Source organism: Tautonia rosea (assembly GCF_012958305.1).
Lineage (GTDB): Bacteria > Planctomycetota > Planctomycetia > Isosphaerales > Isosphaeraceae > Tautonia > Tautonia rosea.
The window spans coordinates 473,539-499,963 of sequence record NZ_JABBYO010000001.1 but is presented as its reverse complement, the minus strand read 5'-3'; the positions used below and the strand labels follow the sequence as shown (position 1 = coordinate 499,963).

Genomic DNA, 26,425 nt, shown 5'->3' with positions numbered 1-26,425 from the left:
CGCAGACTGAACTGAACAATCAAACCAGAGAATTTGGCAACAAACCCTTGACCCACCGACCGAGAATACTCGGCCGGCGAGCCAGGGCGCAGTGGTCAGTTCCACCGCCAGTCGTCCAGATCATCCAGCGCCAGATCAACGATCTGAAGCGCTTTCGAATGATCATTCATCGCTGCAAGCCGGGCAGCCGAGGCCGATCCCGTTCCCAGGGCATGATCCGTGGCGGCCAAACGGCTCACCAGGGGGGCCAGCAGTGGAACCGTGCGGGTACTGATCGTCCCGAAGAGGATCGACTGTACATCCTGCGTCGAGCTGTGGTGAATCCTCCACATCGAGGAAGTCTGGCTGAAGGTCGCCAGGTCGATCCGGCCATCCGCATCATAGTCGCCCGGAGCCGCGAGGTTTCCGGCATCACCCATGGCCTCGGCATATCCGAGATTCGTCGACGAGGGGACGATGAACCATTGGGCCGACGCCGCAAGCAGATCGCTCACCGATCGATACGTGGCGATGTCGGACTTCCCATCGCCGTCATAGTCGGCCGGCACGGGCAGGTCCATCAGGTTCGCTGCGCCGAAGGCAAACGAATAGGCCATCCCGGTGCCGCTGGGCAGGATGAACCACTCAGCCGCGCCAGGGGTCAGGTCGCTGTCCGGTCGGAACGTGGCGATGTCGGCCTTCCCGTCGCCGTCATAGTCGGCCGGCACGGGCAGGTCCATCATACCCGGAGCACCGAAGAGGACCTCTCTCGTGCTGCCGGTCGACGATTCGATGATCGTCCATCCGGCGGCATCCGGAATGCCGTCGCCAGTGATGTCAACGTTCGGGCGGAAGACGGCCACGTCGATGATGCCGTCACCATCAAAGTCGCCGTGTACCGGGATGTCCCCCGCCTCTCCGAGCGGCACCACGAGGGCACTGCCGTCCGAGGAATGCCGCATCTCAAACCGGCCGCCAGAGCCGACGTGAGAGGTGTAGTCAACCAGGTCGGTCAGACCGTCGCGGTCCATGTCTCCCGGAGTCGCCGGGGTTGGTTCGACCACGACCTCGAAGCTGCTCGACGGCCCCTCGGCCCCGTCGTCATCCGTGGCCGAGACGGTGACCTCGAACGTTCCCGCAGTCAGATACCGATGCGAACTCGGATCGATCGCGCCTGCCTCATCGACGGTCAGGGTCTCGATCGTGCCATCACCCCAGTCCACCACAACCGACCAGGGACCCTCGTCACCAGGATCGACCAGCGTGCCAAGCTCGAAGCCGCCAGTGATTCGCTCCTTCGCCGCCTGACCCGCCGGAGCGGTGATCGTCGGCGCCGCGTTGAACGACAGCAAGTAGTCCTCGACCTCGCCGGCCGCGTCATCGCCGGTCGGGGCCAATTCGCCGGTCCGGCTGAGACGGAACCGACTGAAGGTCGTGACGCCTGCCGAGGCGTCAATCGGCACCGTGAAGGGGAGCAGGTTCTCACCCTCAACGACTTCCTGCGACACAAAGATCTGCTCGCCGGGGTCGTCCCAGTCGCCGTCTGCATTGAAATCGACCCAGGCATCGAGGAATCCGGTGCCGCCCTCAAGCGAAACGTGCACCGTGATCGTCGTCTCCTGACCCGTCAGAAGCACCGTCGAGGCGAACGTCACACCGTCGTCGCTCGGATCGCCATCGGCGCCGGGCGTCGGTTGTCCGTCGGGTTCCCCGTCGATCAGCTCGCCGAGTCGGAAGTTCTCCGTCACCACGTGAGAGGCACCGTCCGAGGCGATCAGAGTCGGATAGGTCGGATCGGGCGCATCGCCGTAATCGCGCTGCGCCAGGGCGCCATTGATCTCCGTGATCACATCGCCACTTGCGAAGCTTACGGTTGTGAGCAGATCGTTCGGATCTCCCGAGCTTGCCTTGTAGGCACCTGTTGGGATGATCTGAATCGTGTACGTTCCTGGTCCCAGGTTCGCCAGCGACCACATGCCGTTGGCATCGGTAAGCGTGAGGAAAACCGTCGGTTCAGTCTCTTCATGTCCACCGGCCGAACCGCCGCCGCCGTGGCCGCCGCCGTGGTCCGATTCCTCCACGGCCAGTTGCACCATAATCGTCACGCCGGCCAGGCCCGGTTCATCGAGACCCTGAACCCCGTTGAGATCGGAGTCGTCGAACACCACGCCGCTCACGGAGACATCGGCGAAGTTGCCGAAGTCGATTCCATAGGCGGGCATGAGATGCCCCGCAACGAGTCGATAGATCGACCCGGCACCGTCATTGAACTGGATCGGAGGACCACCACCCTCGTGCGCGATGTCGGTGCCCACGTAAGGAATTTGCAAGACGCCGCCGTCGAACGAGACAGGCGTACCGCTGCTGGTGTAAACCCCCATCCCCAGCTCGGTCAGGTCGATCTCAAGGAGCATCGAGAACGAAACGGGAATCGCTCCGTCTTCCGTTTCCTCCTCGCCGTGCTCACTGCTTCCGCCGAACTGGCCCGTCGCCGGCTGCAAGAGCCGGACCGTGACCGGCCCCATGATCTCACCGGGCGTACCCTCGTGCCCTCCGACCATGACATAACCCGAGAGTTCGAGGCTCTGGAAGGTCGCCGGCACCGTCTCAGCTGTGCCATCCCCGTCCTCGTCGGTCGCGGCGAAGCGTTCGACCACCCCCGTGCCGAAGAGGGTCAAGTTCAAGGGATCGCCGCCGTGACCGGCCCCGCCGCCCCCGCTGAGCAGCGAGAACTGCGCCAGCAACGGAAACGTATCAACCCCCGGCCCCAGGTCCGCCAGCCAGGTCGCGGTGCCATCGCTCGCAGCAACCACGTAGGGCGGGCTGCCGATCTGGCCAGGGACAACGTCGATGAAGTAGGAGACGGCGCCGCTCTCGCCACCAGGGTAGGTCTGCAACCAGGTCACGTCCCCTTCGGGCACGAGCTGACGAACCTCGTAGGTCCCCGGGATGATATCGACGAACGCGTACATTCCATCGTTGTCGCCATCGGTGGCCGAGATCGTCGAGGCGACGACCACCCCGTCGAGTCTGACCAGCTCGATCGTCCAGTCGTTCAGGCCCACTTCGGTCGGATCGCGAAGCCCGTCGCCATCAAGGTCCTCGAAGACCTGGCCGATGATGATCCCCACGTCCGAGGCCGCGTAAATCGTCACGGCGTAGTCTTCGACCTCGCCGTCGCTCGCCTCGCCAAGCGGTCCGAGCCCGACGTCGGTGCTGAACCGGAACCGGGCAAAGGTGTCGACGCCCTCCTCCAGCTCGCCGATCGCGGTCAGGTCGATCTCGACCTCGTTCTCACCCGCCACGAGCGGCTCGTCGGTCACAACCTGATCGGTCGGGTCGAAGACCCCGTTGCCATCCAGGTCGAGCCAGGCGCTGAGGTTGCCGGCCCCCGAGGCGTTGACGATGATCGTATTGACCCTGCCGGCGACCAGGGCGGACGTGAAGTTCACGCCGTCTTCGTCGTCATTGCCGTCCAGGTCGTCTCCCAGTGCCAGCCCGTCAGGCTGTCCATCCTCCTCGGGATCGACCGAGCCCCCCAGCCGCAACGCACTGACGATCTCGTGCCGGGGTCCGTCGTCGGCCAACAGCGTTCCATAGCTTTCGGGCGCGTCGCCATAATCAATCCCGCCCAGTTGCAGGACGTTGCCGAAATTCAGGATCTCCGTCCCGCCGCTCGTGAGGAGAATCGTGTACGAGAAATCGGGTGCCCCCGGCAGCGTCTGCACCCAGGGAAGCGCCACGCTTTCGGTGACCTTGTAATAGCCCGGCCCCAGGCCTTCGAGCAGGTACGAACCGTCGGGTCCGGTCGTGACCGTAACCGGGCCACCAGGGGCATGACCGTGTCCTGGAGGAGGGCCAGCCTGACCACCCCCAGGGCTCCCACCATCATCTGTGTCGAGCTCGGTCCCGAGGCTCTCGATGACGATCTCCCAGCCTTCGAGGCCAGGCTCGCCCTCATCAAAGACACCATCTCCGTTGACATCTTCAAACTTCTTTCCCTCAATCGCACCGAGGCGGAAGACCCCGAAATCGGCCCCCGGTGTCGGTGTCATCGACGAGAAGAACAGCTGACCCTGCTGCTCACCGCCTTCGTTGTACAGCGCCACCGGCGGCTCTGTTCCGCGTTGCTCATAAACGTGGCCAAAGGCCGGGAAGCGAGCAATTTCCCGAGCAATGAACCCGATCGCGGTACGGTTCGTGAGGGGAGAGGTAACATTGAACCGCTCTGGTACATCGAGCGAGACGAACAGCTCAAAGGTACCGTCAGCCAGTTCCTCGGAATCGTGTCGTGCCTCGATCAGTCCGTCTGACGCAGGCGAATCCTGAAGCGAAAGGGAGATTGTTCCCTGGTACCCCTGCTCGTGCTGTTCCGAGCGGAGAATACCGTTGAGTTCCAGCGAGGTCATCGTGGCCGAGACGTCGGCCAGGCCATCGCCGTCGGCATCGCCTCCCGGTGAGGCGGTCGTCACAACCGTGGCCATCCCCGAGAACGAAACCCGAGACGGTGCGACCCCCTGCGGACCGAACTGGAAGAGGAAGTCGCCGTTGAGGAAGTAGGAGTGGGTACTTTCCGGCCCCGACGTGGGAATCTCATCGATCCAGCCTGCGGTCGGATCGGTCAATTCACTGTCGGACCAGGCGCCGATGGTCTGGTTCTCCGAATCAATGCTCAGGAAATACGGTCGGGCGGAGTGTTCGACCATCGGATAGGTCTGCACGGCCCCAACCGCTTCGGGAGCAATTTGGAGCAGGTAGTTCCCGACAGGAACGGGCTGGCCATCGTTGCCAAACGAGTACCTTCCCAGGGCATCGGTGGTCGTCGTTTGGTAGGCAGAGGTCGAGCCATCCAAGATATTGAACTTGAGAAGCTGAACCTCAACCCCCTCGATGCCCACTTCGCCCACATCCCTCAGGCCGTCGCCATCCATGTCTTCATAAAGCTGACCGAAGATCTGGGACAGCAGTGTCCGATCTTCGAGCCGTTCCAACCGGCGGCCCCTGGCTCGCCGGGTCCGACCCGATCGCAGAGTCACGAGATCGTGACACAACAGAGATCGGGTTCTCGATAAGTGAAGAGTGTAAGACATGAGATGCTCTCCCCGCTCCTATTGCGGGGCGTCGTGATCACGTTGGTGCCCCGCAAGAGGCGCGCAAACACCCGCTCACCGGCGCTCGACCGGCGCGCTAGGCTCAACCAAAGTCCTCAGCGACAACACTTCACGGCCGCTTGAAGCAATGCGAAGCCTCAAGCGACCCGATCGCGAGTGCAATCGCCTGATCTGATCGATTCATTCCCCCAGGGTTTAATCCTGGGAAACAACATCCAAACCACAAAGTTGACATCGATTCATAGATCATCCCTTCTTTTTCATAAAAGAACACGATGACATATGAACAAAAAAGCCGACACAAGCCCTTTCCTGAGGCTTGTGCCGGCTTTCTTAGCCGCGTGGTCATCCATCAAGAACAACCCACATCTCAAGTCTATTCCTTAGCAATAAAAAAAATCAAGTAGCAAGATCGTCAAAACCAACAGATTTACCCCAACTCTCTCTTTTCCGTTCTGCACAGCCCCTCAGAAACCTTTGTCCTGACCTGAAGCGGCCAGATTCATCCCAACCTTGTCTCAGGAGCTCTGTCCACCAATAAAAAACCTCAGCGAAACATCGCTAAGGCCATATCAAGTTCCATGAGATGTCGAACGTGAATTAAAGTATAGAAAACGAAGACTGATCGAAGTCAATGGGCGATACAGGGCTCGAACCTGTGACCTCCAGTGTGTCGATTGGCCCAAAACGTCGGAGTGAAGCCAGTGTAACTCCAACGTTGGAAAGCACTTTAGCCGATCCTCCATCGACTCGCAACCCATTGCAACGCCTCTCATGCTTATTTGTCGCAAGTCAGTAAATGGGCGGACGATCGGCCAATCGGGTCTCCGAGACTACCGGGCCAATCCGGTAGAAATCCGGTAAACAACTCGGACCGAAACGGGTCGGAGGCGGACCCATCCCGGACCGTTGCAACGGCCTTGCATTGTGGGGCCATCAGAGGCCCGGAGACGGCCCGGCGGAGACCGGAGGGTCAACTTCGGCCGTTCAATGGAAACGCCTCCCAGAGGCCACCAGAGGCCCCTAAAAAGGCGGAGAGAGGGTCGGAGGTCGGAAGGCTACAGACCGAGGCCGATCCGGGAGAGTAAGTCTCTCTGGTTCCACTCGGAACGGATCGCGGCCGGGTCGGTTGGGCCGATGGTCTCGGCCTTCGTCGCCTCGGAGGCTTGGAGAACCGCCAGAGAGGCCCGGAGCCGAATGGCCGGTGGAGTGTTGGGGTCCGACACCAGTTCCCGGAGAGAGGCCATCGCCTCCGAGGCCAATTCCCGGACCTCCGCCCGGAGCCGGGAGGCCCGCTCCAATCTGGCCCGGTTGATTTCGGCATTGATTTCCGCATTCGAGTCGAGCCATCGGCGGAACGTCGCCTCATCGACTCCCGCGATCCGAGCCGCCTCGGAAACGTCCGACCGGGCCGCATAGGCTTCAACGGCCTGGCCTCTCGCCTCCGCCGTGGTCTCGGAGTGTTCGGGTCGGTCCGCCATGATCGTCTCCAGCTCGATGTTGGGCCGCTCGGACGAATCAACCGAGGTTCACTTGGTTCTGTGCAACGTTGATGCGGAGAGCCGGGAGGGCCAGCTTGCGGACGGTGGCCAGGGTCTTGATGGCCGAGAGGAACCGACGGTGGGCCGCGTCGATTCGCTTCTGTTGGAACTCGGCCTGGCGGAGAGTGAGATTCTCGGCTTGCTCATAACTGATCTGACGGATGTTGACCTCCGCCCAACACCATGCCGCCCGCTCGGCCAAGAGTCGCTCCATCGGGGTCGGGTCGGGTCCGGCCAGTTCCTCCCGGACCTCATCGAGCTTTCGGTGGAATGACTCCCGAACCATCAAGTCTTTCGGGGCCACCCGCTCCGCCATGTGGTTTTTCAGCCAATTTGGCGGAGAGCCGAGATTCTCGACATACCATCGACTCCGCTCCGGGTCGGAGAGCAAGGCTCGGACTTGGGGGAGGGTTGATCGGTCTCCCAACTTGGCCCGATCCAAGAGGGAGCGAAGTTCCTCCGCCGTTCGAGGAATCTCGGTTTCGGCCTCAGATTTGGCCGGGAGTGTGTTCGTCTTGGCCATCTCGCCTCCGCCTCCACTCGCCTCGGTTGTGTCGATGGAACCCGGCCGCGATGAGAGCCGCCTCCGCCACGGCCTCCACTCGGCCGAACCAATCCGCCAGCTCCCGCTCCTCCCGCTCCGCCGCTTCCCTCTCGGCCCGCTCCGCCTCCCGCTCGGCTTGTCGTTCCTCCCGGTCGGAGAGGTCCAGCGTTGCGATGAGTTCCGCCGCCTGGCCCGACCCGACATATTCGGTCCGGACCCGGCCATTCTCCCGGCGGGATCGGTAGTAGTATCGGCTTCTGTTGATGGTTTTCCAACCCATGCGATTCGTCCAATTTAACCTACGATCCGAGGAATGCCCCGGTCATCGTGAACTATGTTACCGAATGCATGCCCTGCACAACGGAGGAATCCCGATGAAAGGTCGCCCAATTCCGAAGCCTCGCAGCCGCCATGACGCTATGAACCAAATGGCCAGAATACTGGTGGAGGAGTGTAAATTCGACAGATCAGAGGCGGCCACCCTGGCCGCCTACGGTTGCCCTCATCATTTCCACGATGTGGTCAGCTGTATGCTCCTCATCAGGGTTGTGGCTCATCGAATGAGGGAGTTAGCCTCCGAGCCGGGGGGCATTCATCCGGCCCCAGACTTTGACACCACTTACGGGTGGGACCACCGGGCTACATTTTGGTGGTTCCCGACTATCGGCCACCGGATTCTCCCAAAAGAGTAATCTGACTCGCACAGCCGATTTTCTTCCGGACCTCCACCAGCTCGGCCCGCTCCAAGGCATCGAGGCCCCGACTGGCCGCATACCGGGAGAGGCCCCACTCCGACCAATCGCCCAAGACCAGCTCCACCGATCCCGACCGTTCCCAACCGGCCAGGGTCCAGCACACTCCCGCCACTTGGGGGGCCTTGCCAGGGAGCCGGAGGGTCCGATACCACCAGCTCCAAGGGACCGGCCCATACAGAGGCGGACGGCCGGAGTCGGTCTCCGCCTCGGTCGGGTCGATGATGGCCACGGTCGGTTTCCGGCCGGATTTTTGATCGACCAAAATCAACCCGGCCCGCTCCGCCTCCCGGAAGGACCGGCGGACCGTCCAGACCGAGGCCCCGACTCCGGCCGCATACTCGGCCATCGTGAATCGCTTCGGCCTGGCCGGGAACCGATCCCGGAGGAACCGGCAGAGCATCGCCAGGGAGAAACCCGGACCGGGGAGCATTGCCGCACAGGCCACCCAACCATAGGGGATCGGACCTCGGAGAAACGGCTCTCCCTCCGCATGGCGGGGAGGCCCGGCTCTCCCGATCCGTTCGTCAGGGAGGCGGAGCCGTTGGGGGTCGAACGGGTCGAGGCGGATCGCTTGCGAGCATTGTCCGGTTTTGCTCAACTACAGACCTCCGAAATGGCATTGAGGACCGCATCATGGCCAACCTTCAAATCAACCTGGAAGAACCGGGAGACTCTCGGAGACCTTCAATTCGCCGTGGTGACGGCGCTCCCGCTCGACGCATCCTTCCAGGGCTGGTCGTCATTGGAATGCCAATCGTTTTGGGCACTTGGCTACTTCTCACTTCTTTATGGGAGACGGGGATTAAGGACGGACTCCCGGAAAATGGAATTGTCACCAATGCCTTGGGGGTCGCACTCCATCCCGCTGTTTCGGCTTACGGTTATTTGATTCTTCCGCTGACAATCCCCCCGATACTTTCAGGATTGGGAATTGGGTCGATTATCCGTTGGCTTGTCCTGAGCGTGTTCTGTCTGGCATCGGCGGCTGTCTGTTTTTTGATGGTGTTGGTCTTCTTTGCGGCGGACCTCTCTGAAATCAACTCCAATGCGGTTGCAGTCTTCAGCCTGGCTTTCATGTTGGGCATTTTTGAGTGCTGCGGTTGTCTGCTTGCCGCTGGCTTTGGGATTAGCTCGGAGAGATAAGAAGCGATCCCAATAGTCTCTTTATTCAGAGAACAGAGAGTAGACAGAGAAGGGCAGGGGGTGCATTTCCGCACGGGTTGGGAGCATTTCCGCACGGGTTGGGAGCATTTCCGCACAGGTCATTTGTCAGAGGCTCGGTTCTCCAGACACTCCGCCAACCGCCGCTCCGCTTGCTCCCGGTGGGCTTGTTCCACTTCCAAGGTTTCCACGGCCTCCGCCAACTCGATGGCCAGCTCCGCCGCCTCCGCCTCCGCCAGCTCGGCCCGCTCTAGCGTCTCCTCCAACTCCATCTCCAATTGCAAGAGCCGTTGTGAGACGGACGGACGGAACCCGTCGGCTCCGGCCACGATGGTCAAAACCGCAACGAAAAAGACGGCCATTAAACTGGCGGTATGGTTGGTCTTCATGGCCGGTATCTCTCTGGTCTTGGGCCAATCCGGGAACCTCTCCCGGCCGGTCGGTTTCCAGTATGACGCTCCTGGACCTCGGAGTCTCCGGCCCGTCGATTCCAGCTTAGGTTCTCCCGAGAGAGCCTCTTGGGGAAGTGCATGGGAACCGGCCTCGGAATCAGTTTGAATTTACCCGACCCGGACCGGGACCATCGAGTCGGCCGATACCTTGGGAAGTGAGTAAGACTGTCTCCAATCGTGTGAGTTCCCGAATCAGGTTGGGCCTTGCTCGACTCGGAAGAACCTACCAACACTCGGGTCCTTCCCGGCAGAACCTCCCGAGTCTTGGAGAGGGAACCAACAAACAACGCAATCAAGTTTATTTCTCTCATCATCCCACCTCGGACCGAGCCGACTCCGGGAGCAACGCCGACACCCGCTCCCAGAACTCCCGGCCCCGATCATCCATGTACCGATCGGGCCATCGGACGATTTCCGCATCGGACCGGAGGCGGAACCCGGACAAGACGGCCTCCGACGCCTCCACCATCGCCGATTGGGTCTCGGCCACGATGGTCTCGATGGAGTTGGACGGCCCCTCCACCATCAAGGCATCGTGGATCGGAGCGATGAGACCGAGGCCCCGCTCCGAGGCCAGGGAACACGCCCAACGCATCATCTCGGCCCCGTTCGCCTGGCAAGGGAAGTTCCGGAGGCTCCGAGGGTTGGCCTCCGCACCCACCCGGACTGTCCAGCCGAACACGGTGGAGAGCCAACCTCGGAGCATCGCATGGTGTTCGGCCCCGTCCGACCATTTCCAGAAGTTCGGATAGGTCGATCGGTGGAGCCGGAGCAGCTCCCGACCGTAGGCCGTGGGCTTCCCGACCCGACGGGCCAACGCCTCCGCACCCATGCCATACTGGACTCCGAGGATACATGCCTTGCACAGTTCCCGCTCGGTCTTGTGAGTCGCCTTGCTCCCGTCCGGCGGGATGAGACCGGCTTGCTTGCCGAACGCAAGATAGGGGTCTCCCGATTGGTACGCCTCCACCATCGCCGCATCGCCGGAGAGACTCGCCGCGATGCCGAATTCCTGTTGGCTCCAATCAACGTAGGCCACGGCCTGGCCCGGCTCCGGCTTGATGAGACCTCGGAGCCAACACGACGGGCCGAACACGAACCGCGAATTGCTCGGCTGATTCCGGCCCGTCCGAGACCGGAAGGGAGAGAGCATCGCCCGGTTCCGGCCATCGGAGCCAACGGCCAGGTCTTGGAGTCGGAGCTTTCCCAGGGAGGCCCGGAGTTCCCGCATCAAGGCCAGGTCGGGATGGGTCCGGGCCATCTCCCGGAACGTGTCATCATCGAGGGCCAACGCTCCCATCTCGGTCCGAGGCCAGGCCAGGCCGTTCCGATGGAGCCAATCGGCCCACCGATCGGCCTTGAACGTCCGGCCGTCGAACACGCCGAACCGGGCATCAACCTCGGAGATGAGTCGGTCTTGAATCGCCTCCCAACCGGCCCGGAGCCGTCGGAGGGTCGGAACATCAACCGGAATCCCGCGATGCTCCATCGAGGCCACGGCCCTCATGTATCGGCCCCGAAGCAAGCCACGGGGGAGGTCCAGCTCCGGCAGCATCGCCGGGAGGAGTTGTGCCAACGCATCAACATCCGATTGACAATAGTCGAGAATCGCCACCCGCTCCGAAGCGGACCACGGGCCTCCCGAGAGGATGAGTTCCCTCATCGAGTCTTTCTCGGCTCCTGCCATCGCATCGAGCCCATGCCAGGCCATCGTACCCAAGAGCCCGGCCCCGTGGGGAAGGAAGAGGCCGTTGGTCCGGTTCCGGAATTCGCAAAAGAGGTCCAAAACGCGATCCGGGAGGGACCAACCGACCGCCAGGAAAAACGCCAGCTCCGCCGAAGCGAAGTAGGCCACGAACAACGCATCGGGGCCGGTCGGGAAGGGAGGTTCCCGACGGCCCAAGAGGTCATCACGCCAGAGCCGGAGGGTCCGGCCGCTTCGGAATTCGCGGGCCACCAGACACACGGGGTCGGGCCGTTCGCCGGGATCGGCCCGGAATTCCGTATCGACCAACCAAACCTCCCGGAAGGCATCGAGCCCGCCGGAGGTCATGGTCTACGCCTCTCCGCGTAATTGCTTCAACACGGGATGATCCCACTCCCGGATGAACCGATCCCGGAACGCGATGGAGAGCAGCTCCCGGAACGATTCGGGGGGCCAATCCGGCTCATCCCGGATCGCCGTCGATTCATCGACGCTATAGGCCCCCAACGCCATGTTGGCGTAGACCCGGACCCAAGAGGACCGAGCCCGCTCCGCCGCATCGAGGGCCGATTGGTGCCACGGGTTGGGTTTCCCGTCCGGACCGGGGAGTTTGATCGGCCAGAGGAACACCACTCCATTTCGGGAGACGGACGTGACCAGCATGACGGGGGAGAACGTAGGCTCCGCCGCCAGCTCCGGCCAGAGGTTCGGATCGACCAAGTAACGCTCCCGGTCGTCTCCCGTCTCCAAGAGGCCGGTGGGCAACCGGAATGCGGGATCGGGATGAGTCCGGACCCACCAAGACTTGTTCGGCTTATCGACCGGCACCCGCGTCAACACCTTGCGAACACCCAACGATGCCCCGAAGTCTTGCGAGAGCCGGAGCCTGGCCGGGTCGAACGGGTCGGGATCGGAGACCGGGGCCTCGGTCAAGGGAGGCTCCGGGATCGGAGGGCCGCTCCCGTTGGCGAAGGTTACGGGCCTGGCCTCGCTTTCGGTCTCGGTTCCCTCGGTCGGGAACTCCAACTGGCCGGGGGCCGGGTCGGGCCGGTCAGAGTCGGCCCCGGATTGGCTACTGTTGTGTTGGGTCTTGGTTCGATTAGAATTCACGTGCTGGATTCCTGTCTTTCGCACGGCGGGATAGAAAGCACCATTGAGGGCCGTCGGGGATTAGGCCCCCCGACGGCTCTCCGCGTTTTGCTCAACTCCGAGGCGGGTCCGCCCGGACTGCCTCCGCCAGAACATCGGCCAATAGGTTCGCCTGACGGGGGTATTGAGTTTTCAACTCATCGAGTGTCAGGGATTCCACGGTCGATTTCCCGTTCTCGATTTCGAGCCGGAACCGGAGAGTGCCCAGCTCAACGATGAGCCACGCCTCTTGTCCGGAACCGAGACCCATCAGGATAGTCGGATTCCGCACGGGTCCGGCCCCCTTCATGCTCCGGCCTTTTCCAGCTCCCGAGCCGCCCGCTCCGAATCTCGGAGCCGTTGGGCCTCGGTCCGCCGGTTTCGAGCCGTCGGGGTCGGATCACCTTGCGAACCTCCGAGGCCTCTCTCCCTGGCCTCCGAGAGCCGTTCCACGAACCGTTGGACGGCCTCCCGGCTGGTGTACCGAGAACCGCCAATCGTGACGGTCTCTAACTGGACGCCTCGAACTCCGGCCAACACCCACCGCCAGATTGTGCTGACATGAACCCGTTTCCCGGCCCGGCTGGACGGGATGAGGTCCGGAACCTGGCCAATGGGGATGAGTGTTTCGAGTGAGAGTTCTATCATTCGATTCGTCTCCCGACGGAACACAATTGTTCGCGTCAGATTACGAACCTATCAAAAAATGGCGTACTCGACCCGCCAACTTGGTTTTGTCATGACAAATGGGCTAGGGTGCCACATAACCCGATTTCCCGGAGAGCTTTACGATTTGTCCGATTCTGACCAGCTTCGACAGAGAAGACCGGAGATTCGAGTTATTTTTCCGATTGGTCCGTTTTGCAATGTCCGCACCCGAGAGCGGTCGTCTGGCTTTTTTTAGTATCTCGATGATTTGGGTTTCGAGTTCGCTATTCGCCGCGTTTCTGGCCTCGCACCGGAAACAACGCCAGCCGATTTCCCCTCCCCAAGGGGGGGTTGGGGATTCAGACATATCCTCTAGGAACTCGAACACTCCGATAGACTCGGGCACACTCCCGTACCTTTTCACCAATTCTTCGATCGCCTCATCGAGTGTCACCTCCCAGCCGACTCCGTCCCCTGGACCCTTCCCATATTCCACCCGCTCCAAAATCCAGCGACCGTTGGGGGTTTTGTGGAGGAAGCAAGGCCCAACATGACTCCCCCAAGAAACTCCTATTGTCCTGCACTTGTTTATATCAGCTTTCCCAGGCTCTCCGCCAATCAATCGGACCGAGATGTACCTTGGCTTGTCCAATTTCACCTCCCTCCGGCCCCGGCCATTGGGGCCGGAGTTTATGGTTCACCCAACACGCTCCATCACCTCCGCCGCCTTCATCGCATCAAGTTCCGCGTAGACTTCGGTAACGATCGGGCTCGAATGGCCCAAGACAGCCCGAGCAGCATCGAGCCCGAATTCCTTCCGGAGCCGGGTCGCCGCATTGTGGCGAAGTTGATGAGGATGCCAATGCGGGATCGGCGGGAGGCCCCGCTCGGCCCGTTCGGTGTTGGCTTGCTTGATGGCCCGTGCGATGGCCCGCCGGTAGCTTTCGACCGTGTAGGCATCGCCCGGCTTGCGTTTCCGCCGGGGCTTGGCTCGGTTCCGCTGGGAGGGTTGGACGGACGTTTTCCGGGCCGCTCGCATCACGGCCTTCCGCTCGGCCTCCGCCTCCGCCGGGGAGAACAACAGAGCCTCCAACTCGGTCCGGATCCACGACCTGAGGATCGCTTGGGCTTGTGGACCGAGGAAGATTGTCCGGGCCTTCCCATGATGCGAGGTCTTGTGATCGGCCGGAGTGTAGGTCCAGACTCGGCCCGTGGTATCGAGGTCGATGGTCCGCATCGAGACCACCTCTCCCGGCCTCATCCCGGAGAGCCGTTGCAATTCGACCATCGCCCAAACCTGGCAGGAGACGAACGACTCGATGGCATCAACGAACGCATCGGGAACGGGTCGAACCGGGTCCGATTCCCTGGCCTCGGATCGGCCGAACCGGAGGCCGGAGACAGCTCGGAGCCCGTGGTGAACCTCCGCCGGGATGAGTTCCTCGGAGACGGCCCACTTGAATACCCGAACGATCCGACCCACCCGCCGGTTAATCTCCGCCCGGCAGAGCCCGGAGTCGATCATGGTTTGGCGGACGGCCTTCAACGCCAGAGGCCCGAAGTCTTGGGCCAACGTATGTCCATAGAGCTTCCGGAGAGGTCGGACGGCCCACCGAATGTTGTCCGGCTCTTGGGTAGGCGTCCCATTCTTGACGTAGTAACCCTCCGCGAATCGGAGGTAGGCCAAGAGCATCTCATTGATGGTCAGGTCCGAGCCGGAGCCGGACCGGCCACGCGATCGGGAGGCCGTCTTGGGCGATCGTCGCCCATTGGAGAGCCACTCCGCGATGAGTCGATCATACTCGGCCCGGCTTTCGGGAGAGCCGTGGGGTCCGAGGTAATGGTCTCGGCCGTTCAGGGTCACAACGGCCTGGCCGGATCGCTTGTGATGGCGATAGGAAGGGGTCCGAACGGGACGATTCGACACGGATCAATCCTCCAACCCGGTACAGTACCGGCTTTCTCGGAGTCTTGGGCCGCGTCATCCGTTGTCGGATGAGTTACCTAAGTCTAGGAATCGGCAACACTAAGGGAGAATGGGCGATACAGGGCTCGAACCTGTGACCTCCAGTGTGTCGAACTGGCGCTCTAGCCAACTGAGCTAATCGCCCGAGAGGGGTCTGCCATACCAGGATGATTATGACGGAGAGGCGGGGGCAGGTCAAGGGGGTGGTGAGCAGACCCGGGAGGGAGCCGGCGGGGGAAGGTCACTCTTCCATGATCTCAGCTTCCTTCTTCTCGGCGAGGTCGTTGACCTTCCCCTCGAATTTCTTGGTCAGGGTCTGGATTTCATCCTTGGTGCGGGTCTGATCGTCTTCGGTGAGGAGCTTATCGGCCGTCTCGGCATCGGTAGATTTGTTGGCGTCGCGGCGGATATTGCGGATGGAGACCCGGGCCTCTTCGGCGAGATCCTTGACGCGACTGGCGAGTTTCTTGCGTTGCTCGACCGAGAGGGGAGGGACATTGAGGCGGACGACCTTGTTGTCTGAGTTTGGGGTCAGGCCGAGGTCGGAGGTCTGAATGGCCTTGATGATGTCGCCGATGATCCCAGTGTCGTAGGGGCGGATCAGAATCTGCTGGGGCTCGGGGGTACTCAGGTTTGCCAGCTGCTTCAAGGGGGTCGGGGAGCCGTAGTACTCGACCCGGATCGACTCGACGAGCCCGGTATTGGCCCGACCGGTGCGAATGCCCCGAAGCTGGTCGGCCAGCAAGGAGACGGACTTCTCCATCCGCTCTTCGGCCTCGAACGTGATCTCTTCGCTACTCATGGGCTCGGCCCCTACCTTGCGGGGAATCGGGTTCGGGAGCGGGTACAGAGACGAGACCGCGATTGCGTTCTTGCGGATTGGGTCTCGTCCCAGTGTCTGCTATTGTGACGGGGACGGGGCCGGCTGGCCAGTCTCGGCCGACCGAGCAGTGGGACGGGGCTTGTCGCTGACCCACGTGCCGATCGACTCTCCCGCGACGACCCGTTCGATGTTCCCTTCACGCTTGTAGTTGAAGACGATGATCGGAAGGCGGTTATCGCGGCACATGCCGATGGCTGCGCCGTCCATAACCTTCAGGTCCTCCCGCATGACCTGATCGAAGTTCAGAGCCTCGTAACGGACCGCATGGGGGTTCTTCTCCGGATCGGCGGAGTACACCCCGTCGACGCGGGTTGCCTTGAGGATGATGTCGACTTCCAGCTCCTTGCCTCGCAGCGCGGCCGCCGTGTCGGTGGTGACAAAGGGGCTGCCGGTCCCAGCGGCAAGGATGATGATGCGGCCAAGGGAGAGATGGCTGAGGGCTCGCCGGCGGATGTACGGTTCGGCGACCTCGTCCATGCGAATCGGGGTCATCAGGCGCGTTTCGCAGCCGATGCCTTCGAGGGCATCTTGCAGGGCCAGACCATTGATGACCGTGGCCATCATCCCCATGTAGTGGCCGGTCGCTTCCTTGATGACATCGGAGCCGCGGGCCAAGGTGGCGCCTCTGAGAATGTTCCCGCCGCCGACGACAATGGCCAGCTCAACACCTTGGCGAGCGACCCGGGCTGCCTGGTCGGCGATCCGGCGAACCTCTTCGGCGTTGATCCCCCCTTCGCCGGGGCGGGCGAAGCTTTCTCCGGAGAGCTTGAGCAGGACGCGACGGAACACAGGAGGTTCGTCGGTGGGGGGGGCGGGGTCCATGAAGTCATCCTCGAAGGTCAGAGGCGGGGGGGAAACGCGAGGCCGTCGGTTCAAATGCTTGAAATGACAATGAAATCCAGGAGTGTTCAAGGTTGAGGGGCGACCTGGGGCGATTCAACCCACGAAAGACTCACCAGGCACGACCCCTCAACCGCTGACGCTTTGAAAAACGAACGTCGTTTTACGATCGGGCGATGGAAATCAATCGGCTGATTCACCCACGGCGAGCCGAGCGAAATGACCCAGTTCGATCTCCTTGCCGACCGAGGCGATTTCCTCATGGACCTTACGTGAGGGGTCCTTGACGAAGACCTGATCGACGAGGACGATTTCGCCGTACCAGGCGTTGAGCTTGCCGTCGGCGATTTTCTCGCGAATGTTCTCGGGCTTGTCTTCGGCCTGAGTGATGAAGATGCGCTTCTGCTCGGCGACGGCGTCGGCGGCAACCTCATCGCGACGGGCGGCGAGGGGCCGAGTGGCGACGACCTGAAGCGCCAGGTCCTTGGCCAGGGCGATCACACGATCGCTTCCGGCGGTGGCGTCGTCCGGGCACTTCAGGGAAACGATTGCCCCGGACTTGTTGTCATGGTGGACGTAGGCATCGACCCGGCCGGGGCCGTCGAGCGAGAGTCGGGCGGCCCGGGTGAACTGGACGTTCTCGCCGGTCCGGGAGTTGAGGTCGAGGAGGAACTCGTGGAGCGACTTTGAGCCGACGTTCTCATCTTTGAGGGTTGAGGCGTCGATGACCCCGGTCGAGCTGAGGCCCAGGACGAGGTCGGCGAGTTCGACGGAAGCCTTGCGGAAATCGTCGTTGCGGGCGACGAAGTCGGTCTCGCAGTTCAACTCGACCATGGCGCCGGAGCGGCCATCCTCGGAGATGACGACCTCGACTCGGCCGGCGGTGGCGGCGCGACCGGCTCGACCGGCGGCCTTGGCCATGCCGCGTTCCTTGGCGAGGGTCTCGGCCTTGGCACCGTCACCGTTGGCTTCCTGAAGGAGCTTTTTGCACTCCATCAGTCCGAGTCCGGTGCGTTTGCGAAGTTCGTTGACAGCCTGGGCCGTAATCTCGGCCATCGTGCGGGTCTCCCTGGCAGGCGGGCAGTGATGTTGAGAACAGGAACGACGATGTTTGACTCGTGTCCGAGAACTGCGGCGGTCGGGCTCGGTCCGAGCGAATGGGCAGAACTGACCTTCGTGGCCAGAGAACGCTGGGTCTAAAGTGCCTTACGGCGGGCCGGAGCAGTGGCTCGAAGCAGCGTTCGGTCGGGAGCGACGCTGGCCGTCGGGAGCGAAACACTCGACCGACGGCCAGGGATCGGGGAATCAGGCAAGGCTCGGAGCAAGATCAGCCCTGCGCGGGAGGCTGCTGCGGCTCGTCCGAGGTGGCCTCAGGTGAGGAAGGAGCCTCGGGAGCGGCCGAAGGGGCTTGCGGTTCGGCAGCCGATTCGCTCGGGGGAGCCGGTTCGGCCGACGCAGTCGCCTCGCCGGACTCGGCCGGAGCGGGGGCGGACGCCGGAGCACCGGGAGCCGCGACAGGAGCACCTGGGGCGTCTCCTGGCCGCGGGCCGGAGCCTCGTCGTTCGAGCCGACCGCGCTGGCCCTGTCCACCCGGCTGACCCGGCTCGGGGCGCTGAGCTTCGGGAGGAGCGGCGGCCTTGCCGTCGATGATGGCGGCAGTCAGGCGGTCGAGGATCAGCTCAATGGCTCGCATGCTGTCGTCGTTACCGGGGATCGGCAGGTCAACGACGTCGGGGTCGCAGTCGGTGTCCATCAGGGCGACGACCTTGACGCCGAGCTTCCGGGCCTCGCTGACGGCGATCTTCTCGCGGTGCGGGTCGATGACGAACATGGCCTCGGGCCGGCGAGTCATGTGCCGGATGCCTTCGAGGTTCCTCGAAATCTTGCGGCGCTCGCGGTTCAGCGTGCTGAGGGCCTTCTTTGAGTAGGTCAGGGCCATGTCGCTGTCGAGCGTCTGCTCCAGCTCGTCAAGGCGGTCGAGGCGGCTGCGAATGGTCTGGAAGTTCGTCAGGGTGCCGCCGAGCCATCGCTCGGTGACGTAGGGCATACCGCACTTCGTGGCGTGCTCGACCACGATGTCGACGGCCTGGCGCTTGGTGCCGACGAAGAGGATCAGGCCGCCGCCAGCGGCGACGCGGTTGAAGTACTTGGTCGCCCGCAGAAGGCCGCGGACGGTCTCCTTCAAGTCGATGATATGAATCAGGTTGCGCTTGCCGTAGATGTACGGCTTCATCTTCGGGTTCCAGCGGCTGGCGCGGTGGCCGTAGTGCACGCCGGCTTCGATCAAGTCCTTCACAGCGATCGCCACGAGCAATCCCCTCCGGGGGCAGTCAGATGGTCGTCCGGCCGATGGTCCGGGGGCGACGTGCCCTCGGGGCGGCCTTGCTATCGGGATGGTCGAGTGGGTTCGGTCAACACGGAACACGACTCGGTCGAGCCGCCAAGTTTACCGACCTCGGAGGGAATCGTCAAACGTGGGAGTCCTGGCGTCGTAGTGCCGGAGGATCGGCAGGGCGACCTCGTAGGCGAACCTCCCTTCGGCGTTCGATGCGAAGGCTCGGGCACGGCCGGTTCCCGCGCCGGTGGGCCAGGCCGGGGCGGTCTGTTCGGCAAACCGCCAGTAGGCCGCTGTTTCCCGGGCAAAGGCGGCGCGTCGGAGGCAGGCCAGGGCTGCCTCTTGCAGGATCAAGGCGTTGAATGGTTCCCCCGATCGCCTGGCCAGTTCTGCCCCGTCCAGGAACCGGGCGGCAAAGGCCAACTCGACCGGCTCTCTTGCCTCGAACGCCTCCGCCGACACGATCGCCTGTGAGCGGTTGTGCGCCGTTAACCAGCCCAGGAACCAGGTGCGGACTTGCAACACCCCACCGAGACACAGCGCGACGACCGCGACCATTCCCATCAGGCGAGCGACCGTGATCCGTCTTCGATGCGGCATGAATCTGGAACCCTGGAAGGGGAGAAGAGAGGTCACCGCGGGGGAGTTCGAAGGTCCCAACCTCCGTTGAGAAACGCAAGTCGATCGTTCGTTCTCCCCGGCCCTCAAGCCAGGATGTGTGATCTCCGGCGTTGGTGATTGAGGGACGCTCAGGTCTCGGGTTCTTCGTCAGGCAGGTCGTCGAGAACGGGCAAGCCGGGCGGGTAGGGGCCGTCGGCGGGGTCGAATGGGCCACAGAGGCCTTCGGCGTCGCAGGCGCGGCAGGCGGCAATGTCGGCTCGGGTGAGGCCGGGATACCAGGTCATCAGCTCCTCCTCGGTCTTGCCGTCGGCGAGCCAGGCAGCGACGTCTTCGACCTCGCGGCGGAGGCGGAGGATGACGGGCCATTCCTCGCTCATGCTACGAACGAGGGCAATGTGAATGCGCCAGTTGGCGTAGGCGTCGGCAATCTCCTCGGGGGTCGATTCAGGAGGAGGGGGGGGAAGCTCGGGAAGGGGATTCGCTTCACCCGCCTGGGAAGAAGTTCGGGAGCCCTTTCGGTTTCTGGTCGCGGGAGAGGCAACGGGAGCGGACTTGTGGTCGCGGTGCTGGCGGAGGTCCTTCAGGGCGGCGCGGAAGTTCCGATCGGCGAGGGTCTGGAAGCGGCACCAGGAGAGGTCGGGGATCTCGGCCTCGGATTCGGCGAGCGAAGCACGGCGGAGGCGCTGGGCGGCGAGGATCAGGAGTTCGACCAGCAGGCGCTCCTGAGCATCCTCGGGATCGACCGAGGCGAGCAGGCTCGCGGTGAGGTGTTCGAAGTGAGAGGGGTCGGGATCAACCAGAGACAGGCTCATCAGCGACGAAAAGGCCATCGAGGATGAGGAGTTGAAGCTCGATTCCGACGACGACGGCGAACCGTTCGAGGGGTGCATGTCCATGATGACAAGGAGCGTCCCAGGAGAGGAGTTCAAGCGGCACGATGACCGGGCGGGTCCGTGATCATCAGCCCGGTTGCCGTGTGGGAAGTCGCCGTCTCATCCCGGCGCGGTCCTCGGCCGCCCCTCGACGACCAACGGCGGGGGGCGGATCGGTCCTCAATTGCGACGTGTCTTTGGGGATATCATCGGGAAATCTGGGAGGTCCAGTCACAAAAAATGGATTGAACGGATGAGGAAAACTCTTCTGGCGATCCAGATCAGCTAGGAGTCGGGGCGAATCGGGGGAGGCGATCCTAAGAGAGGATGGCAAGGGCGACGTTTCGCCGAACGGGGGAGTGTGCCTAGAATAGGCTAAGCAAACACGCGGGATCCGCCGACCGACGCTGCCGGGAGAGAATCGCCATGCCACCGCTGCTCTGGGCCGAGTTTTCGATTCAGTATCTGGTGCCTGCGATCTTCCTGGTGATCTGGGCCTTGAATCAGGTTTTCGGGAAAGCTGAGGCGCCGCAACCTCCGGTCCGAGAGCGCATCGGTCCTCGACCCGTGCCACCGGGCGGACCTTCGCGAGCGCCACAAACACCATCGAGAGCCCCGAGAGGAAATGCTCCAGAGCGATCGCGGACGAGCCCCGGCCGGGCTCAATCGCCGCGAGACACGAACCGCTGTGCGGCCCGGAGTAGTCGCTCGCAACCGAAGAAGGCGGAAGAAACGGCTTCCCCTCCGAACCGGGTCGGGGAATCGCCTCGCACGCCGCGCCCGGTCCCGGCGGACATCCAGCAAGTCTATGCGATCTACGATGATGCCCGGATGGACGAGGCTGAGATTCAACGAGGGCTGGGACCGATTTCGGCCGAAGCGACTCGAGGGTCGCAATCACGAGGGGCGGTGCTGCCGCCGGGTCTTTCGGCCTGGGCGAACCTGGGAGGGGAGCAAGGGGTGAACCTGAATCGGCTCCGGGAGGCGATCATTCTTTCGGAAATCCTCACCCCGCCGCCGAGCGTGGCGCGGCTGAGACAGGCGAGTGCCGGACGGCCGATGCCGCTGATGGAGCAGGAGCCTCCGGTCGAATCGTGATGAGGGAAGAAGGGGGATGCAGTCGGCGGGAGGACGTGCTTGCCCGCAATCGGGGCGAGGGCAAGGACGCAGTGCTTGGGGATTCGTCAGCGGCCCCCTCACCCGACCTGTCGGCCATTCTCTCCCCCGCAAACGGGTGAGAGGGTTGAAGATGCTCAATCGGATCGAACGGCTCAGGGGATCTTGGGGCGATTGCGATTCTCAAAGGGTGGTTGGTCGGATTAGGATGACGGCTTGGTTCGCGACTCCCCTTCCTGGCCGTCCTTGAGGTTCGCCCCACCGATGCAGCCCGCCGATCCGTCCCGGCGTCCGGTTCTCGTGCTCGATTTCGGTTCGCAGTACGTTCAGTTGATTGCCCGGCGTGTCCGGGAGCGGAGAGCGTTTGCGATCATCGTCCGGCACGACATCACGGCCGATCGGGTCAAAGAACTGGACCCGATGGCCATCATCCTCTCCGGAGGCCCGTCAAGCGTTTATGAGCTGAACGCGCCGAAATGCGACCCGGGACTGTTCGAGCTGGACGTGCCGATTCTGGGCATCTGCTACGGGATGCAACTGGCCTGTCAGGCGCTCGGGAGCAAGGTCGACTCGGTCCCGTCTCGCGAGTACGGGCCGGCCGCCCTGACGCAGGTCAACGACGCTTCGCCGCTCCTGGCCGAGGTGACGACGGGGACGACGGTCTGGATGAGCCACGGCGATCAGGTGCACACGCTCAGCCCCGACTTTGAGGGGCTCGCAGCGACCGCAACATGCCCGATGGCGGCGGTCCGCCACCGATCGAAGGAGGTCTACGGACTCCAGTTTCACCCGGAGGTGAGTCACACGACGCTCGGGGCTCATATCCTGGGGAACTTCCTCGACCGGATCGCGGGAAGTGCGGGCGACTGGACGATGGAGGCGTATCTCGACCAGGCGGTGTCGGCGATTCGGCGGCAGGTCGGGCCGGACGAGCGGGTCGTCTGCGGGGTATCGGGCGGGGTCGATTCCTCGGTGACGGCGGCCTTGCTGGCGAGGGCGCTGGGAGAACGAGTCGTCTGCATCTTTGTGGATAATGGCTTGCTCAGAGCGGGGGAGCGGGCCGCGGTCGTGGACATGTTCGGCAAGCATTCGAAGGCCGAACTCCGGGTGATCGACGCCTCGGAGCGGTTTTTGAAGGTGCTCGACGGCCTGACCGATCCGCAAGAGAAGCGGGTGAAGATCGGCCACACGTTCATCGACGTGTTTCGGGATGAGGCGAAGTCAATTCCGAACGCCCGGTTCCTGGCGCAGGGGACCTTGTATCCTGACGTCATTGAAAGTGGAGGCTCGGCCGATGCCCCCGCGGCGACGATCAAGCATCATCACAACGTGGGCGGCTTGCCGGCGGAACTCGGCTTCGAGCTGATCGAGCCCCTGCGCGACCTGTTCAAGGACGAGGTGAGACGGCTCGGGATCGAGCTGGGATTGCCTGAGAGCCAGGTCTGGCGTCACCCGTTCCCCGGTCCCGGTCTGGCCGTTCGATGTCTGGGAGCAATTACAAGAGAGCGGCTGGAAGTGCTTCGGCGGGCCGATACGATCTTCCTGGAAGAGCTGCGTGCCGGAGGCCTGGAACGCGCAACGGGACAGGCCTTCGCGGTGTTGTTGCCGGTGCAGTCGGTCGGGGTGATGGGAGACGGGCGAACGTACGAAAACGTCGTCGCCCTGCGATGCGTGGACACCGATGACTTCATGACCGCCGACTGGACAAGGTTGCCCCCCGAGCTGCTGGCTCGGGCGTCGAGCCGGATCATCAACGAGGTGAAGGGCGTGAACCGGGTGGCCTACGACATTACGAGCAAACCACCAGGGACGATTGAGTGGGAGTGATCGAGGTCTTTTTTTTGAACTGGTCGGAAAGAATGCCGGCCATCAGGCGAAGACTCTTTGATTCCGAACGATTGAACCGTCTCCTTTTGCCCTGCCTGGAGCATGCGCCATGTCTGCCTCCTGGTCCTCAACCGAGCACGCATACGACCCGGAGTTCGAAGAGGTGCCGGAGAAGCTGGTGCCCCACGAGTTGCCGACCGAACGGTTGGCGATCGTGAGCCTGGTGGCGGGGATCGCTGGGTTTTTCCTTCCCGTCGTGGGCCCCGTCACAGCGGTGGTCTCGGGTCACGTGGCGCGGGGAGAAATCCGGAAATCGAACGGAAGGCTCGGTGGAGACGCCCTGGCACGAACCGGGCTGATCCTGGGATATGTCTGGATCGGGCTCACCGTGTTGACGATGCTGGTGGTGCTCGGCTTTACGATGGTTTTGGTGAGAGGAAGTGCAGAGCGTGAGATGGCCGTTACGGAGCATACGTTCGCACCGGCCCACGCCCTCGAGTCTGTCGACCGACCGAACGTCCTGATTCAGCGGCTGAATGATGGCCAGATGATCATTGAGCACGGCGACGCATCGATCAGCCATGATTCTTTCCCGAAGGGGTCCATCCGGCTGCATCACCCTGGATTGCGCCGTTCCATCGAAGGTTTGCCGAATCCTCCGGAGTTGCCTGAATTGAATTGAATCCACTCTTGGAATTCAGAAAGGCCCGACGGCGGGTGTGGCTGATCGGATGACCTTGGACGGCTTCACATCGCAGAGGAACGGTCATGGACCCGACCGATAGTCAAGGCTCGAAGACGACCTCGCGAGTCACACCTGCTCCCCGAAGACCGCGTCCGACGATCGGCGAACTGATGATCGTGGTGGCAGGGATCGGGGTGGGACTGGCCGTCGGGTTGCCGATCTTCCGTGATGAGACGTCGCTCGGTGAATCGTTCGTGGTGCTGGGTGGAGCGGTGCTGGGTGGGGCCTCGCTGGTGGGGGTGCCCCTGTTGCTCTGGGAGCGTCGGCGAGGCAGACACCGACGCTTCAGATCGGGAACGCTCCTTTGGTTCGCACACGGGACGGCCGCCTGGCTGCTCTGGCCGCCGATCATCGTTGGGCGGCGATCGAGCGCACGAGGTCAGTCTCCGCCGATCGTTGATCCCTCGGCCGCGGAGATCTGTTTCTTCTACGGCACGCCGTTGATGGCCGTGTATGTGACCGCGTCGCTCCTGGCCGGAGGGTGGCTCCGAAGGAGGCGACGGGGAACACGACGGTCACCCGCGCCGATGCACTGGCGCGAACGGTTCGGGCTCTTGCTCGGCATGGGATGGGCCGTGATTGGACTGTACGTCCTCTCCATGATCTACCGGAGCCAGTTCCGGTGATCGTGTCCGACGCGGGTTCGAGGGAGAACCTCCGGGCAGAGTGACGAGCGATTTTGAGCGGGATCCCGTAAGAAATTGGCTCGGGATGCGATACACTCTTTGGAAACAAGCGATCGATTGCAGGTGCCCTCGTTCGCGAACACGTCTCGACCCGCCGAAGATGCCCTGGATTGCTTCGAACAGGCAAGACGTGGTGGTCGAGATCGGGGCGCTTGCAAGGGTTTGCCGGTGACGGGCCTGCCTGCTCGTTCACGGCAGTACTGCTTGAAAGGGGTTATTCATGATCGCAACTTCACGCGATCAAACGAATCACCCGAAACATCTTCGTTGATTCCATCTTGACCGAGGCGATCCATGTCGCAAAGCGACCCGTTCGGACCCGAGAAGTTTGACATGTATCAGGAACCTCAGGCCCCTGCGGCTCCTCCGGAGCGCAAGGGGCCGGGGTGCTTGTTCTGGGGATGCCTGATCTCGGGCATTCTCTTCGTGGTCACCGTGATCCTGATCATCGCGCTGGTCTTCTTTGCCAGAGGGAAGCTGATCGGTGTGATCGAGGAGTACACCGATCCCGCACCGGTCGAGCTGCCCGAGATCCAGCTCGCCGAAGAGGAGCGTCAGGAGGTCATCGCCCGCTGGGAGACCTTCAAGGAGGCGATGGATGAAGGCCGCAAGGAAGAACTGTCGCTGAGCAGCGACGAGTTCAATCTCGTGGCGCAGCACGTCGTTGCAGAGGCCGAGGGACGGGTCCACTTCACGATTGAGGGGGACAAGCTCCGCGGTCAGGTCAGCATTCCGGTGGAGGATCTCGGGCAAAAGCTCCTCGGGACCGACAAGCTGGACGGGCGTTACTTTAATGCGTCTGGAACCTTTGACGTCTTCCTCCGAAATGGCCTGCTCGTCCTCCAAATTCAGGAGGCCGAGGTGAAAGGGGAGCCCGTTCCCGACGAGGTGATGGACCAAGTCCGGGGCCAGAATCTCGCCGAATCCATGGCGGATAATCCGGAACAGCGCGAGTTGTTCTCGAAGTTTGAGAGTATCGAGGTCAAGGATGGCCGGATCATCTTGACTTCACAGGGCACCGAAGCGGCTGATCCCGCTCCCGATGCGGAAGCAGAAGCAACTCCAGCGGCCGTGGGTGAGCCCGCCACGGAAGAGGAGGCTCCGGCCAGCCCGCCTGGAGACGCAGAGGCAACCGATTCGCCGGAACAGGTCGACGAGCCCGCACCTACTGATTCGCCAGAGCCGGCGGAGGAGCCAGCTGTTTGAGTTGGCGCCGTTGAAGCGAAACGATCGACAGTGCGTTCCTGGTGGACAATCCCGAGGGGGAGGGTCCGGATTGGAGAATCCGGGCACTCCCCCATGTCGGGCTCGGCCTGCGGCAATCCTGCCAGGAACGGAGAGAATAAAATTGAAAGGGAGACCCACTTGCGATCCGGATCCGAATGCGTTATTGATAATTAGTCAACTTCTTCGATCGGGCCGTTCGAGCCTGATGCGTCGTGTGCTCATCACTCCAGTCGATCCCTCGAGACGCTCGCCCGTATGGATTTGCAACGTCTTCCAGATGTTG

Annotated in this window: 22 protein-coding genes and 1 tRNA gene; 6 read left to right on the top strand and 17 right to left on the bottom strand. The window is 62.7% G+C overall.

The genetic code is table 11. The annotated features are described in order from the left end of the window. Positions 1–95: 95 nt before the first annotated feature. From HG800_RS02010 to HG800_RS01990, 5 genes are all read right to left on the bottom strand, one after another. Positions 96–5,015 (bottom strand): SdrD B-like domain-containing protein, encoded by a 4,920-nt coding sequence (locus HG800_RS02010; protein ID WP_169973121.1) that lies wholly within the window; start codon positions 5,013–5,015, stop codon positions 96–98. Between the two features lie 1,133 nt (positions 5,016–6,148). Beyond that, complete coding sequence (locus HG800_RS02005) at positions 6,149–6,571, bottom strand: hypothetical protein (protein ID WP_169973119.1); 423 nt, start codon at positions 6,569–6,571, stop codon at positions 6,149–6,151. Positions 6,572–6,608: 37 nt separating this feature from the next. Next, positions 6,609–7,154 carry a hypothetical protein gene (locus tag HG800_RS02000; protein ID WP_169973117.1) on the bottom strand — a complete coding sequence of 182 codons (546 nt, stop codon included), beginning with the start codon at positions 7,152–7,154 and terminating at the stop codon, positions 6,609–6,611. Continuing rightward, complete coding sequence (locus HG800_RS01995; RefSeq protein WP_169973115.1) at positions 7,120–7,455, bottom strand: hypothetical protein; 336 nt, start codon at positions 7,453–7,455, stop codon at positions 7,120–7,122. The genes HG800_RS02000 and HG800_RS01995 overlap by 35 nt, the downstream gene beginning before the upstream one ends. A gap of 380 nt (positions 7,456–7,835) precedes the next feature. After that, positions 7,836–8,528 (bottom strand): hypothetical protein, encoded by a 693-nt coding sequence (locus HG800_RS01990; RefSeq protein ID WP_169973113.1) that lies wholly within the window; start codon positions 8,526–8,528, stop codon positions 7,836–7,838. A gap of 35 nt (positions 8,529–8,563) precedes the next feature. Here HG800_RS01990 and HG800_RS01985 point away from each other — a divergent pair, with 35 nt between their 5' ends. Further along, positions 8,564–9,073, top strand: coding sequence for a hypothetical protein (locus tag HG800_RS01985; protein ID WP_169973111.1), 510 nt, complete (start codon positions 8,564–8,566; stop codon positions 9,071–9,073). A gap of 119 nt (positions 9,074–9,192) precedes the next feature. Here the strand turns inward: HG800_RS01985 and HG800_RS01980 are convergent, their stop codons facing one another. The 12 genes from HG800_RS01980 to HG800_RS01920 form a co-directional block, all read right to left on the bottom strand. Then, positions 9,193–9,480 carry a hypothetical protein gene (locus HG800_RS01980; RefSeq protein ID WP_169973109.1) on the bottom strand — a complete coding sequence of 96 codons (288 nt, stop codon included), beginning with the start codon at positions 9,478–9,480 and terminating at the stop codon, positions 9,193–9,195. 373 nt (positions 9,481–9,853) lie between these two features. Beyond that, positions 9,854–11,596 (bottom strand): DNA polymerase, encoded by a 1,743-nt coding sequence (locus HG800_RS01975; protein WP_169973107.1) that lies wholly within the window; start codon positions 11,594–11,596, stop codon positions 9,854–9,856. Positions 11,597–11,599: 3 nt separating this feature from the next. Beyond that, on the bottom strand, positions 11,600–12,358 hold the full coding sequence (locus HG800_RS01970; protein ID WP_206352087.1) for a hypothetical protein: 759 nt from the start codon (positions 12,356–12,358) through the stop codon (positions 11,600–11,602). 324 nt (positions 12,359–12,682) lie between these two features. Next, positions 12,683–13,024 carry a DUF1580 domain-containing protein gene (locus tag HG800_RS01965; protein WP_169973105.1) on the bottom strand — a complete coding sequence of 114 codons (342 nt, stop codon included), beginning with the start codon at positions 13,022–13,024 and terminating at the stop codon, positions 12,683–12,685. 697 nt (positions 13,025–13,721) lie between these two features. Beyond that, complete coding sequence (locus tag HG800_RS01955) at positions 13,722–14,951, bottom strand: tyrosine-type recombinase/integrase (protein ID WP_169973101.1); 1,230 nt, start codon at positions 14,949–14,951, stop codon at positions 13,722–13,724. A 110-nt stretch (positions 14,952–15,061) separates the two neighbouring features. Next, positions 15,062–15,135: transfer RNA gene (locus HG800_RS01950), tRNA-Val, on the bottom strand. 96 nt (positions 15,136–15,231) lie between these two features. Continuing rightward, on the bottom strand, positions 15,232–15,792 hold the full coding sequence (gene frr, locus HG800_RS01945; RefSeq protein WP_169973099.1) for a ribosome recycling factor: 561 nt from the start codon (positions 15,790–15,792) through the stop codon (positions 15,232–15,234). A gap of 99 nt (positions 15,793–15,891) precedes the next feature. Continuing rightward, positions 15,892–16,695 carry a UMP kinase gene (gene pyrH, locus HG800_RS01940; protein ID WP_169973097.1) on the bottom strand — a complete coding sequence of 268 codons (804 nt, stop codon included), beginning with the start codon at positions 16,693–16,695 and terminating at the stop codon, positions 15,892–15,894. 201 nt (positions 16,696–16,896) lie between these two features. Beyond that, positions 16,897–17,769 carry a translation elongation factor Ts gene (tsf, locus tag HG800_RS01935; protein ID WP_169973095.1) on the bottom strand — a complete coding sequence of 291 codons (873 nt, stop codon included), beginning with the start codon at positions 17,767–17,769 and terminating at the stop codon, positions 16,897–16,899. Positions 17,770–18,040: 271 nt separating this feature from the next. Next, positions 18,041–19,021 (bottom strand): 30S ribosomal protein S2, encoded by a 981-nt coding sequence (gene rpsB, locus HG800_RS01930; protein ID WP_182830343.1) that lies wholly within the window; start codon positions 19,019–19,021, stop codon positions 18,041–18,043. Positions 19,022–19,159: 138 nt separating this feature from the next. Continuing rightward, positions 19,160–19,648 carry a hypothetical protein gene (locus HG800_RS01925; protein ID WP_169973093.1) on the bottom strand — a complete coding sequence of 163 codons (489 nt, stop codon included), beginning with the start codon at positions 19,646–19,648 and terminating at the stop codon, positions 19,160–19,162. Positions 19,649–19,797: 149 nt separating this feature from the next. Continuing rightward, a complete protein-coding gene (locus tag HG800_RS01920; RefSeq protein ID WP_169973091.1) occupies positions 19,798–20,565 on the bottom strand; it encodes a DUF433 domain-containing protein in 768 nt (255 codons plus the stop codon). Positions 20,566–20,967: 402 nt separating this feature from the next. Here HG800_RS01920 and HG800_RS01915 point away from each other — a divergent pair, with 402 nt between their 5' ends. From HG800_RS01915 to HG800_RS01895, 5 genes are all read left to right on the top strand, one after another. Next, entirely contained in the window at positions 20,968–21,639 is a 672-nt protein-coding gene (locus tag HG800_RS01915; RefSeq protein WP_169973089.1) for a hypothetical protein, read from the top strand. 282 nt (positions 21,640–21,921) lie between these two features. Beyond that, on the top strand, positions 21,922–23,484 hold the full coding sequence (gene guaA / locus HG800_RS01910; protein WP_169973087.1) for a glutamine-hydrolyzing GMP synthase: 1,563 nt from the start codon (positions 21,922–21,924) through the stop codon (positions 23,482–23,484). Between the two features lie 109 nt (positions 23,485–23,593). After that, positions 23,594–24,166, top strand: a complete 573-nt coding sequence (locus tag HG800_RS01905) for a DUF4190 domain-containing protein (RefSeq protein WP_169973085.1) — start codon at positions 23,594–23,596, stop codon at positions 24,164–24,166. A gap of 86 nt (positions 24,167–24,252) precedes the next feature. After that, entirely contained in the window at positions 24,253–24,855 is a 603-nt protein-coding gene (locus tag HG800_RS01900; RefSeq protein ID WP_169973083.1) for a hypothetical protein, read from the top strand. Between the two features lie 354 nt (positions 24,856–25,209). Next, positions 25,210–26,121, top strand: coding sequence for a hypothetical protein (locus HG800_RS01895; protein ID WP_169973081.1), 912 nt, complete (start codon positions 25,210–25,212; stop codon positions 26,119–26,121). Positions 26,122–26,425 lie beyond the last annotated feature (304 nt).

Coding starts and splice junctions, on each gene's coding strand:
- HG800_RS02005 (WP_169973119.1), bottom strand. CDS start 6,571: ATGGCGGACCGACCCGAACACTCCGAGACCACGGCGGAGGCGAGAGGC.
- HG800_RS02000 (WP_169973117.1), bottom strand. CDS start 7,154: ATGGCCAAGACGAACACACTCCCGGCCAAATCTGAGGCCGAAACCGAG.
- HG800_RS01995 (WP_169973115.1), bottom strand. CDS start 7,455: ATGGGTTGGAAAACCATCAACAGAAGCCGATACTACTACCGATCCCGC.
- HG800_RS01985 (WP_169973111.1), top strand. CDS start 8,564: ATGGCCAACCTTCAAATCAACCTGGAAGAACCGGGAGACTCTCGGAGA.
- HG800_RS01980 (WP_169973109.1), bottom strand. CDS start 9,480: ATGAAGACCAACCATACCGCCAGTTTAATGGCCGTCTTTTTCGTTGCG.
- HG800_RS01975 (WP_169973107.1), bottom strand. CDS start 11,596: ATGACCTCCGGCGGGCTCGATGCCTTCCGGGAGGTTTGGTTGGTCGAT.
- HG800_RS01965 (WP_169973105.1), bottom strand. CDS start 13,024: ATGATAGAACTCTCACTCGAAACACTCATCCCCATTGGCCAGGTTCCG.
- frr (WP_169973099.1), bottom strand. CDS start 15,792: ATGAGTAGCGAAGAGATCACGTTCGAGGCCGAAGAGCGGATGGAGAAG.
- pyrH (WP_169973097.1), bottom strand. CDS start 16,695: ATGGACCCCGCCCCCCCCACCGACGAACCTCCTGTGTTCCGTCGCGTC.
- tsf (WP_169973095.1), bottom strand. CDS start 17,769: ATGGCCGAGATTACGGCCCAGGCTGTCAACGAACTTCGCAAACGCACC.
- HG800_RS01925 (WP_169973093.1), bottom strand. CDS start 19,648: ATGCCGCATCGAAGACGGATCACGGTCGCTCGCCTGATGGGAATGGTC.
- HG800_RS01920 (WP_169973091.1), bottom strand. CDS start 20,565: ATGGACATGCACCCCTCGAACGGTTCGCCGTCGTCGTCGGAATCGAGC.
- HG800_RS01915 (WP_169973089.1), top strand. CDS start 20,968: ATGCCACCGCTGCTCTGGGCCGAGTTTTCGATTCAGTATCTGGTGCCT.
- guaA (WP_169973087.1), top strand. CDS start 21,922: ATGCAGCCCGCCGATCCGTCCCGGCGTCCGGTTCTCGTGCTCGATTTC.
- HG800_RS01905 (WP_169973085.1), top strand. CDS start 23,594: ATGTCTGCCTCCTGGTCCTCAACCGAGCACGCATACGACCCGGAGTTC.
- HG800_RS01900 (WP_169973083.1), top strand. CDS start 24,253: ATGGACCCGACCGATAGTCAAGGCTCGAAGACGACCTCGCGAGTCACA.
- HG800_RS01895 (WP_169973081.1), top strand. CDS start 25,210: ATGTCGCAAAGCGACCCGTTCGGACCCGAGAAGTTTGACATGTATCAG.